Source organism: Pseudomonas sp. St386 (assembly GCF_018325865.1).
GTDB lineage: Bacteria > Pseudomonadota > Gammaproteobacteria > Pseudomonadales > Pseudomonadaceae > Aquipseudomonas > Aquipseudomonas brassicacearum.
Window position 1 is genome coordinate 4043448 of record NZ_AP021900.1, and the last position, 14139, is coordinate 4057586.

At 61.9% G+C, this 14139-nt stretch carries 9 protein-coding genes; 3 read left to right on the forward strand and 6 right to left on the reverse strand.

Annotation, left to right across the window (positions count from 1 at the left end):
* Positions 1-108 precede the first annotated feature (108 nt).
* The 6 genes from KI235_RS17660 to KI235_RS17685 form a co-directional block, all read right to left on the reverse strand.
* Complete coding sequence (locus KI235_RS17660) at positions 109-288, reverse strand: hypothetical protein (protein WP_003202673.1); 180 nt, start codon at positions 286-288, stop codon at positions 109-111.
* A 156-nt stretch (positions 289-444) separates the two neighbouring features.
* Positions 445-1620 (reverse strand): lactonase family protein, encoded by a 1176-nt coding sequence (locus tag KI235_RS17665; RefSeq protein ID WP_003202675.1) that lies wholly within the window; start codon positions 1618-1620, stop codon positions 445-447.
* On the reverse strand, positions 1607-1903 hold the full coding sequence (locus KI235_RS17670; RefSeq protein WP_043042412.1) for a DUF5629 family protein: 297 nt from the start codon (positions 1901-1903) through the stop codon (positions 1607-1609). The genes KI235_RS17665 and KI235_RS17670 overlap by 14 nt, the downstream gene beginning before the upstream one ends.
* A gap of 238 nt (positions 1904-2141) precedes the next feature.
* The gene (locus KI235_RS17675; RefSeq protein WP_003202679.1) at positions 2142-3722 is read right to left on the reverse strand and encodes an aldehyde dehydrogenase (NADP(+)); all 1581 of its coding nucleotides are present in this window, start codon (positions 3720-3722) and stop codon (positions 2142-2144) included.
* A 12-nt stretch (positions 3723-3734) separates the two neighbouring features.
* Complete coding sequence (araD1, locus tag KI235_RS17680; RefSeq protein WP_013693558.1) at positions 3735-4727, reverse strand: AraD1 family protein; 993 nt, start codon at positions 4725-4727, stop codon at positions 3735-3737.
* A 138-nt stretch (positions 4728-4865) separates the two neighbouring features.
* Entirely contained in the window at positions 4866-6188 is a 1323-nt protein-coding gene (locus KI235_RS17685; RefSeq protein WP_003202683.1) for an MFS transporter, read from the reverse strand.
* 193 nt (positions 6189-6381) lie between these two features.
* Here KI235_RS17685 and KI235_RS17690 point away from each other — a divergent pair, with 193 nt between their 5' ends.
* The 3 genes from KI235_RS17690 to KI235_RS17700 all read left to right on the forward strand — a co-directional run bounded on the left by KI235_RS17690 (position 6382) and on the right by KI235_RS17700 (position 14012).
* Positions 6382-8118, forward strand: a complete 1737-nt coding sequence (locus KI235_RS17690) for an IlvD/Edd family dehydratase (RefSeq protein ID WP_003202685.1) — start codon at positions 6382-6384, stop codon at positions 8116-8118.
* A gap of 257 nt (positions 8119-8375) precedes the next feature.
* Positions 8376-9095: a FadR/GntR family transcriptional regulator gene (locus KI235_RS17695; protein ID WP_003202686.1), complete on the forward strand. Its 720-nt coding sequence runs from the start codon at positions 8376-8378 to the stop codon at positions 9093-9095.
* 216 nt (positions 9096-9311) lie between these two features.
* Complete coding sequence (locus KI235_RS17700) at positions 9312-14012, forward strand: DUF6543 domain-containing protein (protein WP_212795196.1); 4701 nt, start codon at positions 9312-9314, stop codon at positions 14010-14012.
* The last annotated feature ends 127 nt before the right edge of the window (positions 14013-14139 follow it).

Below are 14139 nucleotides of genomic sequence, written 5' to 3' on the forward strand. Positions count from 1 at the left end.
TATTACAGTGGCATTTCTCCAGAAACGGCGAAGCCTGCGATCTTTTCTCTTGCACCTGAGGGTCGGTGAAGATGAAAAGATCGCAGGCTTCGGTCGTTGCGCGATATTTCAGTGTTGGGTTTTGTGGTCCAACGCCGCATAGAAGTTAGCGCTTTGTTGCAGGTATTTCTCGGTGTAGCTCTGGGTGCGATTTTTCTTGTCGCTGATTTCGACGCTGGCACTGGCGGGCAGCGCCACGGTGGCAGAGATGGCGGAAGCGGCGATCACGGAGAAGAGATTCAGATTCATGGCGGTAGACCTCGGATTCAGTTGGCTGACTTGCCCGGTTGGGCCGTGAAGCAAACTTACGCGCCGAGGCGTCCTGCGTTGAAATGCTTTACATCACTTGCGAATATCAGTCTCGTTGATACAACGGCGCAGGCCCCGAAAAACGGGGCCTACGCCCTATTGACGGACGATGAACTTCAAATCGCTGGGCGCATCCATCGGCATTTTCTGCACGGTTTTACCCAGCAGGCCGGTCTTCGGATCGCGCTCGATCACCACGATCTGGTTGCTCTTCTGGTTGGCAATCAGCAGGAATTTCCCGCTCGGGTCGAGGCTGAACTCCCGTGGATGATCGCCTTCGACCGAGCGTCGCTGCAGCTCTTTGAGCGTGCCGGCGGCCGGGTCGATGGCGAACACCAGCACTTCGTTGGTGGTGCCACGGTTGCTGACGTAGAGGAACTTGCCATCCGCGGAAGCATGCAGCGCAGCCGCCGCCCTGCCCGGCTGCGGCTTGCCAGCCGCCAGGTCGACCAGTTGACGCTGGGTCAAGCGGCCATCCTGATAATCGAACACCGCCACTTGTGCGCTCATTTCCATGGTCAGCCAGGCGTGCTTGCCATCAGCACTGAACAACAGGTGACGCGGGCCGCTGCCGGGTGGCAACTGCACGAAGGCTGGATCGGCGGCGGCCAATGGCAGCTCTGGATTGGCCTTGGGGTCGTAGCGGTAGATGAACACCTTGTCCGCCCCCAGGTCGTTGGCGAACACGTACTTGCCATCGGGCGAGGACACTGCGGCGTGCACATGGGCCGACATCTGCCGCTCAGGGTTGACCTTGCTCGGCTGATGACTGCTCAACTGCACCACCGAAGCCAGCTTGCCATCGGCGCCTACCGGCAATACCGCCAGGGTGCCGCCCGGGTCTTCCACCACCGAGTAGTTACTGACCAGCAGATGACGGCCATCACCGCTGAGGCTGGAATGGGTCGGCTCGTTGCCCAGGGACTGCACCTGGTTGATCAGGCTCAGTGCATGGGTCTTCGGGTCAATGGCGTAGCTGCTGACCTTGCCCACCGGGTCTTTCTGGCCCGGCCCGTTTTCGTTGACCACGAACAGCCGGGTCATGTCCTTGGAAAGGGTCAGCCACGAAGGGTTTTCGGTCTTGATCACTTGCAACGGGTTGGCATCGAGCTGGCCGGTGCGGCTGTCGAATTGCATCCGGTAGATGCCCTGGCTCTGGCCGGCGGTGTAGGAGCCCACCAGCAGTTGATGGCGTTCATCGGTACCTGCCTGGACACCCATGGCGCCCATGCTACCGGCCATCAACAGCGGCCAGAGACTACGCATTTTCATCTTCTTCGTCCTCATCGTCGTGGCCGCTGGTGGCTTCCACGCACTCCAAGTGGTGGTCGCCCGAATCGCTGGTGATGATCCAGTGGTTCGTGGCTTTATCGAAGGTCGCCGCCTGCATCTGCGCTGGCGTGAAGCGCCAGTACTCGAGGGTGCGACCGTTCATGCACTCGACGTGCAATTGGTCCTGCTCGTCGAGGTAAAAATCGAATGCATGCAGCCCGTCTATGATCAGCATGTCGCATTTGTGAAGGGCATTGAGCAGGGTGTCAGTTACGGCAGTCATGGTGATCAGTCGGTCATTGGGAAAGTAGTCATGATAACCCAATGTGGGCTTGGGCCTTGGGCCATAAGGTTCGAAAACGGTGTCACCTGCAAAACCGCCATCGCGAGCAAGCTCGCTCCCACAGTTGGATTTTCAGCGAACACAAACTCTGTACTCACCAAAGCCCCCCTGTGGGAGCGAGCTTGCTCGCGATGAGGCCGGCACATTCAACTTGAATGTAACGGCCTCACCGCAACCGTCAGAGCGCCTCGCGCCCCGGCACGCCATCCACCAACCGCAGGATCCCCAGCGGGTTGGCGTTCTTCAGCGGCTCGGGCAACAGGCTGTCAGGATAGTTCTGGAAGCACACCGGACGCAGGAAACGATCGATCGCAAGGGTGCCCACCGACGTACCACGGGCATCGGACGTCGCCGGGTAAGGCCCGCCGTGCACCATCGAATCACACACCTCCACCCCGGTCGGATAACCGTTGAGCAGGATGCGGCCAACCTTCTGCTCCAGCAACGGAGTCAGTTCGCTGAACCGTTCGAAGTCCGCTGGCTCGCCGATCATCGTTGCCGTCAGTTGCCCGTGCAGGCCGTGCAGCGCGGCGCTCAGTTGCGCCTGGTCCGCGACTTCGACAAACACCGTGGTCGGGCCGAACACTTCTTCCTGCAGCGCTTCGTCACCGTTGATCAGCAGGCTGGCGTCAGCCTTGAACAACTGCGGCTGGGCCTGGTTGCCCTGCTGCTCGCGCCCGGCCAAATGCTCGATGCCCGGGTGAGCCAGCAACTTCTGCAGGCCCTTGCCGTAGCTTTGCAGCGTGCCGGCGTTGAGCATGGTCTGGGGCGCCTGGTCGCCGATCAACGCCGCCACTTGCTGGGTGAAGGCGGTGAACTGCGGCGAACGAATACCGATCACCAGGCCAGGGTTGGTGCAGAACTGACCGCAGCCCTGCACCACCGAGGCGGTCAGGTCGCGGGCGACGCTCTCGGCACGGGTTTCCAGCGCTTGTGGCAACACGATCACCGGGTTGATGCTCGACATTTCGGCAAACACCGGGATCGGCTGCGGCCGTGCGGCCGCCATGTCGCACAGGGCACGCCCGCCCTTGAGGGAACCGGTGAAACCCACGGCCTGGATCGCCGGATGCTTGACCAGCCATTCGCCAACGCCACCGCCGTAGATCATGTTGAACACACCCGCCGGCATCGCGGTCTTTTCAGCCGCGCGGATGATCGCATCGGCCACGTGCTCGGCGGTCGCCATGTGGCCACTGTGGGCCTTGAACACCACCGGGCAACCAGCCGCCAGGGCTGACGCCGTGTCGCCACCGGCGGTGGAGAATGCCAAGGGGAAGTTACTGGCGCCGAACACCGCCACTGGCCCGAGACCAATGCGATACTGGCGCAGGTCCGGACGGGGCAACGGCGTGCGCTCAGGCAACGCCCGGTCGATGCGTGCACCGTAGAAATCGCCACGACGCAGGACCTTGGCGAACAGACGCATCTGGCCGCTGGTACGACCGCGCTCGCCCTGGATCCGTGCCGCCGGCAGCGCGGTTTCACGGCAGACCACGGCCACGAACGCATCGCCCAAGGCGTCCAGCTCATCGGCAATGGCCTCGAGGAACTCGGCCCGGCGCACCGCACTCAGGCTGCGGTAGGCTGGATAAGCCGCCGCCGCGGCCTTGGCGGCGGCGTCGACTTCTTCTGCCGTGGCCTGGACGAAGTCATGGGGCAAGGCCTCGCCGGTGCTGGCGTCGACGCTCTGCAGGCGAGTCTGGCCGGCTGCGCTGCGCGCCCCGCCGATGTAGTTGTGGCCAAGGATCTGGTTCATCGCAAGTCTCCTTTAAAGTGTGCCGATAGTACCCGGGTTGAACACCGCGTCCACCGGGGCAATGCCGTTGACCAGCGGCGCGCCGAATTCAGCCTGGCTGATTTCGAACACATCCCCCGGCTGCGTGCGGATGCCATCGGCGAACGACAGGGTCGCGGTGCCGAAGAAGTGAACGTGGACATCCCCCGGGCGCAGGAACTGACTGTACTTGAAATGGTGGAATTCCAGGTTTTCGAGGCTGTGGCACATGTTCGCCTCGCCGCTGAGGAATTCGTTCTGCCACAGCACTTCGCCGTTGCGCAGGATACGACTGGTCCCGGACAGATGTTGAGGCAGTTCACCCACGCGAAGTTCCGGGCCAAAACTGCAACTGCGCAATTTCGAATGGGCCAGGTACAGGTAATTCTTGCGCTCCATCACGTGGTCGGAAAACTCGTTGCCCACGGCAAAGCCCAGGCGATAGGGCTTGCCGTCGTGGCCGATGACATACAGGCCGCTGATTTCCGGCTCCTCGCCAGCGTCTTCGGCAAAGGGCGGCAACGGGAACGGATGACCCGGACGGACAACGATGCTGCCGTCGCCCTTGTAGAACCATTCCGGCTGCACGCCAGCCTGCCCGGCCTGGGGCTTGCCGCCCTCCACGCCCCACTTGAAGATGCGCATGGTGTCGGTCATGGCCGCTTCGTCGCCAGCCTGCTGGTGCATCTTGTCCCGGGCCGAGGCGCTGCCCAGGTGGGTCAGGCCGGTGCCGCTGACCAACAGGTGCGCCGGGTCCGGGTGGTCCAGTGGCGGCAGGATGCGCAGGTCACTGAGCAACCGGGCGTAGTCATGGCTCGCCCCCAGGCCCAGGCTATTGACCTGCTGCTCAAGCTTCACGCCCGCTTCGATAGCCGCCAGCGCCAGGTCACGCACGGTGCGAGCGCCCTGCACTTCGCGCACCTGATCGCCCTCGACCACACCGACGCGGCGTTCGCCGTTACTCAATTCGAACTGAACTAAACGCATATCTTTCTCCTTGTAAGCAAAACTTGAATTCGGTGCGTCCCTTGTGGGAGCGAGTTTGCTCGCGATAGCAGTCTTACATTTACCCCAGATGTCGACTGTCAGATCGTCATCGCGAGCAAGCTCGCTCCCACAGTGACCTCAGGTACGTGTCGCCCCACGGGCGCTGGCGGCGAACTGATCCGCCGGCAGCACATGCTTGCGCTCCAGCAGGCGATAGACCACGCCGGTCAACACCAGGCCGAACACCATCACACACGACAGGAAATACAGCCCCGAGGCCAGGTTGCCGGTGTACTCCTTCAGCGCACCGATCACGAACGGGCCGATGTAGCCGCCCAGGTTGCCCACCGAGTTGATCAACGCAATACCCGCCGCCGCACTGGCGCCGGCAAAGAAACGCCCCGGCAAGGTCCAGAACACCGCCGTGCAGGAAAATAGCGCGAACGCCACCAGGCACAGCGCCGCCAATTGCAACACCGGCACCGACAACCAGGCGCTGAGGAACAGGCCGATGGCGCCCAGCACGTACAACACGGCCAGGTGACCGTAGCGGTCGTTCAAGCGGTCGGAGCTGCGGGGAATGATCAGCAAACCGATGATGCCGAAGATGTATGGCACCGACGATACGAAGCCAGTCACCAGGTCACTGCCGCCGAACTGCTTGATCAGCGTCGGCAACCACAGGCCCAGGCCGTAGATGCTCAAGGTCACCGGCAGGTAGAACAGCGCCAGCAGCAGGACACGCTTGTCCTTCAGGGCATGTAGCGGATTGCCGTGGCGGGTCTGGCCGTATTCCTGCAGGTCTTTTTTCAGTTCACCGGTCAGCCAGTCCTTCTCGGCCTGGTCCATCCATTTCACTTGTTGCGGGCCGTCCGGCAAGTAACGCAGCACCGGCCAGGTCAACAGTACCGCTGGCAGGCCGATGACCATGAACAGCCACTGCCAGCCGTGCAGGCCAAGGATGCCATCCATGCCCAGCAGGCCACCGGACACGGGGCCGGTGATCATCATCGCGATGGGTTGGGAAAGAATGAACAGGCCGAGGATCTTGCCGCGATGGCGCACCGGGAACCACTGGGTGATGTAGTACAGCACGCCCGGGAAGAACCCAGCTTCGGCCGCACCGAGCAAAAAGCGCATCACATAGAAGCTATGCGGGCCTTGTACGAACGCCATGCCGATGGTGATGGCGCCCCAGGTGATCATGATCCGCGCGAACCAGCGCCGGGCACCGAAGCGCTCCAGCATCAGGTTGCTGGGGATCTCCAGCAGGAAATAACCGATGAAAAACAGCCCAGCACCCAGGCCGTAGGCGGCGTCGCCGATACCGAGGTCGGCGCCCATGTGCAGCTTGGCAAAGCCCACCGCAGAGCGGTCCACGTAGGCGATCAGGTACAGCAGGATCAGGAAGGGAATCAGTTTCAGCGTGATGCGACGTATAAGCCGCAATTCCTGGCTCATGGGACCGGTCTCCGATTGTTGTTGTTATGGAACCTCGGGGGATTTCTCTCGCGAATGACCGCCAGGACAATCCCTCCATTGAATCGGACTATATAGTAATACTATTTACCCAACAACACTTCCAAACCGCACAAATTGCGCTTATGTTACGCTTCAGCTAGAACAATATAGTCATACAATAAGAGAATCGATCATGTCTGATAAGAAACCCTCCCTGCGCTCGGCCCAATGGTTTGGCACCGCCGACAAGAACGGCTTCATGTACCGCAGCTGGATGAAAAATCAGGGCATCGCCGACCATCAGTTCCACGGCAAGCCGATCATCGGCATCTGCAACACCTGGTCGGAGCTGACGCCGTGCAACGCGCACTTCCGGCAAATCGCCGAACACGTCAAGCGCGGAGTGATCGAGGCCGGGGGCTTCCCGGTGGAATTCCCGGTGTTCTCCAACGGCGAATCGAACCTGCGCCCCACCGCCATGCTGACCCGCAACCTGGCGAGCATGGACGTAGAAGAGGCGATTCGCGGCAACCCGATTGACGGCGTGGTGCTGCTCACCGGTTGCGACAAGACCACCCCCGCCCTGCTGATGGGCGCCGCCAGTTGTGACGTACCGGCCATCGTCGTTACCGGCGGGCCGATGCTCAACGGCAAGCACAAAGGCCAGGACATCGGCTCCGGCACCGTGGTCTGGCAATTGAGCGAACAGGTCAAGGCCGGCACCATCACCATTGACGATTTCCTCGCGGCCGAGGGTGGCATGTCCCGCTCGGCCGGCACCTGCAACACCATGGGCACCGCCTCGACCATGGCCTGCATGGCCGAAGCCCTCGGCACTTCCCTGCCGCACAACGCGGCGATTCCGGCCGTGGACGCACGGCGCTATGTGCTGGCCCATATGTCCGGCATGCGCGCCGTGGAAATGGTCCGTGAAGACCTGAAACTGTCGAAGATCCTGACCAAGGAAGCGTTCGAAAACGCCATCCGCGTCAATGCGGCCATCGGCGGTTCGACCAACGCGGTGATCCACCTCAAGGCCATTGCCGGTCGCATCGGCGTGCAGCTGGACCTGGACGACTGGACCCGCATCGGTCGCGGCATGCCGACCATCGTCGACCTGCAGCCGTCCGGGCGCTTCCTGATGGAAGAGTTCTACTACGCCGGTGGCCTGCCCGCCGTGCTGCGTCGCCTCGGCGAAGCCAACCTGATTCCCCATCCGAACGCCTTGACCGTCAACGGCAAGAGCCTCGGCGAGAACACCAAGGACGCACCGATCTACGGCCAGGACGAAGTCATTCGCACCCTGGACAACCCGATCCGCGCCGACGGCGGTATCTGCGTGCTGCGCGGCAATCTGGCGCCACTGGGTGCGGTGCTCAAGCCGTCCGCCGCCACCGCCGAACTGATGCAGCATCGCGGTCGCGCGGTGGTGTTCGAGAATTTCGACGAGTACAAGGCACGGATCAACGACCCGGAACTGGACGTGGACGCCAACTCGATCCTGGTGATGAAAAACTGCGGGCCGAAGGGTTATCCGGGCATGGCCGAAGTGGGCAACATGGGCTTGCCGGCCAAGCTACTGGCCCAGGGCGTGACGGACATGGTGCGGATTTCCGACGCCCGCATGAGCGGCACCGCCTACGGCACCGTGGTCCTGCACGTGGCACCGGAAGCCGCCGCCGGCGGACCTCTGGCGGCGGTGAAGGAAGGCGACTGGATCGAACTCGATTGCGCCAGCGGCCGCCTGCACCTGGACATCCCGGACGCCGAACTCGCGGCGCGCCTGGCCGACCTGCCGCCACCGCAGAACCTGTTGGTGGGCGGTTACCGGCAGTTGTACATCGACCACGTGCTGCAAGCGGACCAGGGCTGTGACTTCGACTTCCTGGTCGGCTGCCGCGGCGCCGAGGTGCCACGCCACTCCCACTGACCCCACCCATCCCCTTGTGGAAGCAAGCCTCTGTGGGAGCAAGCTTTTTGTGGGAGCTGAGCTTGCTCGCGATGAGGCCCTTCCAGTCAACATCTCTGTTGTCTGTGACACCGCTATCGCGAGCAAGCTCAGTTCCCACAAAAAGCTCGCTCCCACAATGGGTCTGTATCCAAATCAAAAATCGCATTAGCGACCCGCCATCGCCGCGCCTGCTATCATGCGCAGCACTCCCCTCGCACAGGATCGCGCCGCATCCCATGGATTACCGTAAACCCTCCGACCGCAAAAGCATGCACGCGCGCATCGTCCAGGAACTGGGCATGCAGATCGTTTCCGGGCGCTTCAAACCGGACGACAAACTGCCCGCTGAAGCCTTGCTGTGCGAAGAGTATGCGGTCAGCCGCCCGGTGCTGCGCGAAGCCACGCGAGTGCTGGTCGCCAAGGGCCTGGTGTATTCGCGCCCGCGCGTGGGCACGGTGGTCAAGGCTCGGCGGGAGTGGCACATGCTCGACCCGGATGTGCTGCATTGGCTGATGCAGAGCAGCCCGCAGAATGAATTCTTCAACCTGCTGACCAGCGTGCGCAGCATCATCGAACCGGCCGCCGCCGCCCTCGCCGCACAGTTCGCCAACGAGGACGACATCGCTTCCATCCGCGAGGCCTACCAGCGCATGGAAGCGGCCCCGACCCCCGAGGCTGTGCTGCAACCGGACCTGGACTTTCACAGCCGCATCGCCGACGCCACCCACAACGACCTGCTCGCCAACCTCTGCAACATGTTGTCAGTGGCCATCGCCGAAGCGCTCAAGCATTCCAACCAGCGGCCCAACCTGCATGAACTGGCGATGCCGCGACACAAGGCGATCCTCACCGCCATCGAGAACCGCGACGCCCTCGGTGCCCGCCATGCCACGCTGGTGCAACTGGACGATGCCCGCAGCGCGCTGAATGTGGTACTGGGCAACGATCCAGCCTGAGCCCCGCAGGAGCTGCCGAGTGCAACGAGGCTGCGATCTTTCCCCTGCCAATTGAATCCCAAGCGAACGGATCGCAGCCTACGGCAGCGACTACCAGGCCTGCCACAACGCGCGCTCAACCGGGCAGTAGCTATATACCGCACACCAGGAAAACAGGAGGTCGATACTTGACTCGTCGTCATCCCGACGGCCATGAGCTCAGGAAAAGGACTTCTTATGACCTCGCCCTCCCCGGCTGACAGCCCCTCTGCCCTTGCGCAAACCGTCAGCCAGTCATTCGCCGACCGCCCGACCTTCGAGCAAGTCGCGCAACAAATGTTCCAACAGGCCATCAAGGCCAGATACCCCTCGCTGACCATCGACCTCGCCAAGACCCAATTGGCCACACCAAATGCGATCACCCGTGGCTGGCACTTTCAACCGTTCATGCCGCGGGTGCTCGAATACCTGGCCCTCGGCACCTCCGTGGATTTCAGCCCCCGGGGAAGTCTTGATTGCTACCTCTCCGACACGCCGCCGCAGCGCCTTTGGCCACGGGATGAAAAGCTCGACATGCAGGTCATCGAAAAACTGCTGCTTGAACTGCCCTCGACCGCTCCAATCGGGCTGGAAGACGCACTGACCCGTTATTGGAACGCTGACATCGGCCCCCGCCCGCAAACCGATGCCCCTGTCCGCACCAGCCGCTGGCAATGGCTCAGCGACACACTCAAGAACATGCTGCATATCCGGGGGCTGCAACAGCCAGGACTGACCGAACCGGCACGCGAGACCCTGGCCCAGATCGTCCGCTGGCCGGACCGTGAACAACGCTTTAGCCACAATGTCCCGCCCGTCTACGCCTACAGCCTGGAAAGCACTGTCACCCAAGGCACCTCCAGCAGCGTGCTGCCCAGCAACGAGATCCTGCTGCTCCATTACACTCGCTACGGCCTCGTCATTGTGCTTTGCAGCCCCGGCAGCGCCGTGCAGTCCTTCGAGTCGATGGAAGCCTTCAACCGGTATTGGGGCGAACGGATCGCCAGTCGCTATGTCGTCGACAGCGTGACCTGTCAACGCTACGAAATCGACGGGCATGCCTTCGACACCCAGGCCGCCATGATCTTGGAGCAACAACTTGCCGATGTGCAGGCGGTACAGTTGCCCTCCCGAATCGGCCTGCCAGACCTCAAGACGCTCTACAGCGAGCTGAGCGATCCCGCTCGCTATCTGCACGACGCGCCGCGCCTCACGCCTGAAACATCGGCACGACTCGGGCCGTTGCTGCCCGAATGGCTGAAAAAAGCCTCCGTCGTCGATCGAGCAACGTTCCAGCGATGCAGCCTGGCACTGGCCAGCCTCAAGCAACGCACTCAAGGACGTCCCGCACTCAGCGACATCAAGGCTTTTACCTCGGACGCATTGCTCACGCAGATGGGCAAGACTAACGACAGCAGCCCGGCCAAGGTGCAACCCAGTCACTACCAACCCGACGATGTGGTACTGACGTTCACCGTCTCGGCGGGATACCCCGGGACCGTTGGCATCCGCGCGAAAAGAACGATGAGCCTGACGCAACTGGCCATCGACAACCTCGTCGCACGCCCCAGTGGCAACCTGCAACTCAGTCATCGCCGGGGTCTGGCCTTGCCTGCCTGGTTGACGCCGGACTTCATTACCCGCAAGGGCGGGCTGATCGAACAGGTCGACATCGGCACGGTTTATCCGCGCTACCTGCAACAAGCCCTGTTGAGCGACTCGCCTCAAGCGCAGGCATTTCAACGGACGTTCGCCGAACAACTCCCGGCGCAGTTGCCGCTCGAGGCGCTGCAGCAAATGCTCGACAACAAAAACGGCATGACTCGCCAAGGACTGCATCTGATCGAGGCCCTGCTGCAACCCGATGCTGAGGACCGACAGGTTGACGGTCGCCCCGTGGTCATTCGACACCTGGCCTTCCTGCGCAAGCCCCAGGCCCGGCCCGACCTCGTGAGCAACATGTTCATCGTCGAGGCGCAGGACGCCAGAACGGGCCCGCACCTGTTGTATCGCCCCCTGTACGCGCCCGTGCTGTTGGAGTTTGCGACGCGCCAGGCACTGTTGCAGTCCGTCGTGAGCGCCGCAGACTTGCAGAACAGCGTCCTGACCTGGATGTCCGACGACGCACGCCCGGTGTATGCCAATGGCGGCTTCCTCGAACCGCACATCGTGCGTTTCTTCGAGGGCGACGAGTTCAGCGTTCCCGAAAAGCCCGTTCCGGCAACGCTCGCCGTCGACGCCGGCAACGATGAACTGCTGCAATACCTGCGCAACGGCAAATTGATGCAGTACCTCTACGGCTGCAACGCCCGAGCCCTGGTCACCCAGGCCGACCGCAACTCTGTCTCCAACAGCGAAAGCCGCTGGGCGGTGTTACTCAAGGGCGGCAGCCTGCTGTTCAATACACTGCTGTTTCCGTTGCTGCGCGGCCCGGCCATGGCCACCGTCTGGCTATGGAGCCTGATGGCCAGCGCCAGTCAAGATATCCCGGCCCTGAGCAGTGACGATCCGGCAACGCGGGAACTGGCCACCGTCGATTTGCTGGTCAACCTGGCCATGCTGGTGAGCCATTTTCCCGCCGTCCGTGCACCGGTTCGCGCAGTCACGCCCGCATCGATCAAGGACCAAGCGATGCGCGCCCCCGCGCCACGTGTCGTTGCACAGCAGTGGCCCGAACCGACCTCGCCGAGCGTTCTGGAAGGATCCGTCGCCTTGCCTGGCGAACAACCCAGCAGGTCGCTGGACTTCAGTTTCAGCAGCCCTCGCCGTCACCTGACGCAGGAACAACGCACCCGCATACGACGCATGCAGGTGGCGCGTCCGACTGCCTTGCCTGAGCCGATTGGAAATGGCCCGTTCAAGGGCTTGTACGTGATCGCCAACAAATGGCACGCGTTGCTGCAAGACGGGCTGTACCCGGTCAACCCGGACCCGGACGGCAGCACCACGATTGTCGACCCGCTCGACCCGACACAGACCGGGCCTGCGCTGCAATCGGACCTGGACGGCAACTGGTCCCTTGACCTGCGCTTGCGCCTGCGCGGCGGTGCGCCGCCCAAGCGCCTGGCTGACCAGCGTCGCCTCAATGCCCACAAAGCCATTGAGCTGAGCGCTGAAATGAACAATTACCTCGCCCAGGAGAACGAACGACAACGATCCCTGGACATTGCCCAACAAGTGATGACCCGGCTCGAGGAAGGAAACGCCTATACCGAGGAACAGCGCGCGCCAAAACGAAAAGTGTTTTATGACCTGCTCAACGAGCAGACCGACATCTATTTGAAACTGCTGGACAGTGCGCCCGAGCGCGCAAGACTGGGCATTGGCTTGCCCTCTGGAAGCGTCCGCGGGCTGATGGAGAATGTGGTCAACAATGCCCGCAAGGCCTTCCTGGTCGTCGAGATGGATCAACGGGCCCTGAATGCCGCTCACCCGCAGTTTTCCGGAACGTTTGTGGAAGAAGCCGTGGTTCGCGACATGCAGGGCTACGTGATGTTCCTTGAAGCCATGAGCGACATCAATGATCGCGCCATCCATTGGCTGCAACTCAAGGATGAGTACCTGGAGAAGCTATTGAACCTGGATTCCGTGGGAGCCCAGGCATTCGAACGCCTGACCCGCGGCCGTCCGCAGAATGAACGGAATGTCATAGGCACCAAGGCCCTGCAATTGGCCGCCCTGCCGATGCTGGCCATCAAACACCCCGAAACCAGCTTGCCCGATAGCCTGTATCGCATCGTCAGGCCATTGGCCGAGCAGGTGCGCTCCCACGCTGACCTGCAACTGTACGACCTGACCGCCTCTGAGCAGCTTGAGGTACTGACCAGCCTGACCGAGCATTATGGCGAGGCCCTCGACGCGTTGCAGGGCATGAAGGCGCTTTATGTCGACGATATCAACGAGTCCTATTTCGACAGGCTGGCCACGCTGCTTGACAGCCTGTACCAGGACGCTTCCGGAAGACTGGCGGCAGAAGTCAAACCCGAACCGACACCGCGCAAGCGTGCGCCCAAACGCCCGAAGACGCACTCCGGGCGCCTTCAGAAAAAGGTGATCACGACCCGCAGGAGTGGCGTTCTGATTGGTGACCTGAAACCTGCCGGCACCTCCTTGCCGATTGAAGTCGTCGAGTTGCGCTCCGAAGTCGACAATCAGGTGCTTGCCACCTATTCGCGTCACGACGACGTATGGGACGTTGTCGACGTACACCGACCGGTTCCAGCCCCCAGGACCCGATCGATCAACGCGATAAACGGCGATGCGCGAACACTGCTGGAGGAACTGGAGAAACGTCTCCGCCGCGCTGAAAGCTATAAAAAGCGTTGCCGTCATCCTCAGGAAATCGAGGAGATCATGAACAATGAGGCAAGTCGCTTCCGCACGCTTTCTGAAGAACTCGACAGGGCCTTCGTCGCCTCACAAACGCCACGCACAGCGGCTGATCAAGCGCTGGGTAGACAGTTGGCCGAGGCCATCTCCAGACTGACGTCCAGGGGCAGCGCCCTGCGTGTCCAACTGAGCCTGCACCTGCCGCCCACCGACGGCAACCTCCAGTACCTGTTCGAAAAAGACCTGGTTCAAGTTGCACGACTGGGTGAACGCAAGGCCTTGAAAGGAGCCCGCCAGGATTTCCTCCAGGAATATGCCATCAACAACCGGGACGGCTTCCCCCTTTGGTATGCGCATTTTCACTACGAAAAAATCGATACGCCGAAAGCCGACTACAGCGTCGCGCACCTGAAAACCAAGGCACAACGCAGGGAAGACTATCACTCGCTGCTCGCCAAGGCTGATAGCCCCTACGCGGTGGTGAATGTGCATCGAGGGAAAATCGGCAAGCTCATGGCACAGAGCAAGTTCTTGCCGTTGGCGCCTGATGACAGCGATGCATCAGGCTGACCTCGCCACCAAGGCTGTAAAAACCTGTGGGAGCGAGCTTGCTCGCGATTGCGCACTGACATTCAACACCTTCATTGACTGTCACAGCGCTATCGCGAGCAAGCTCGCTCCCACATTGGGCAGGTTC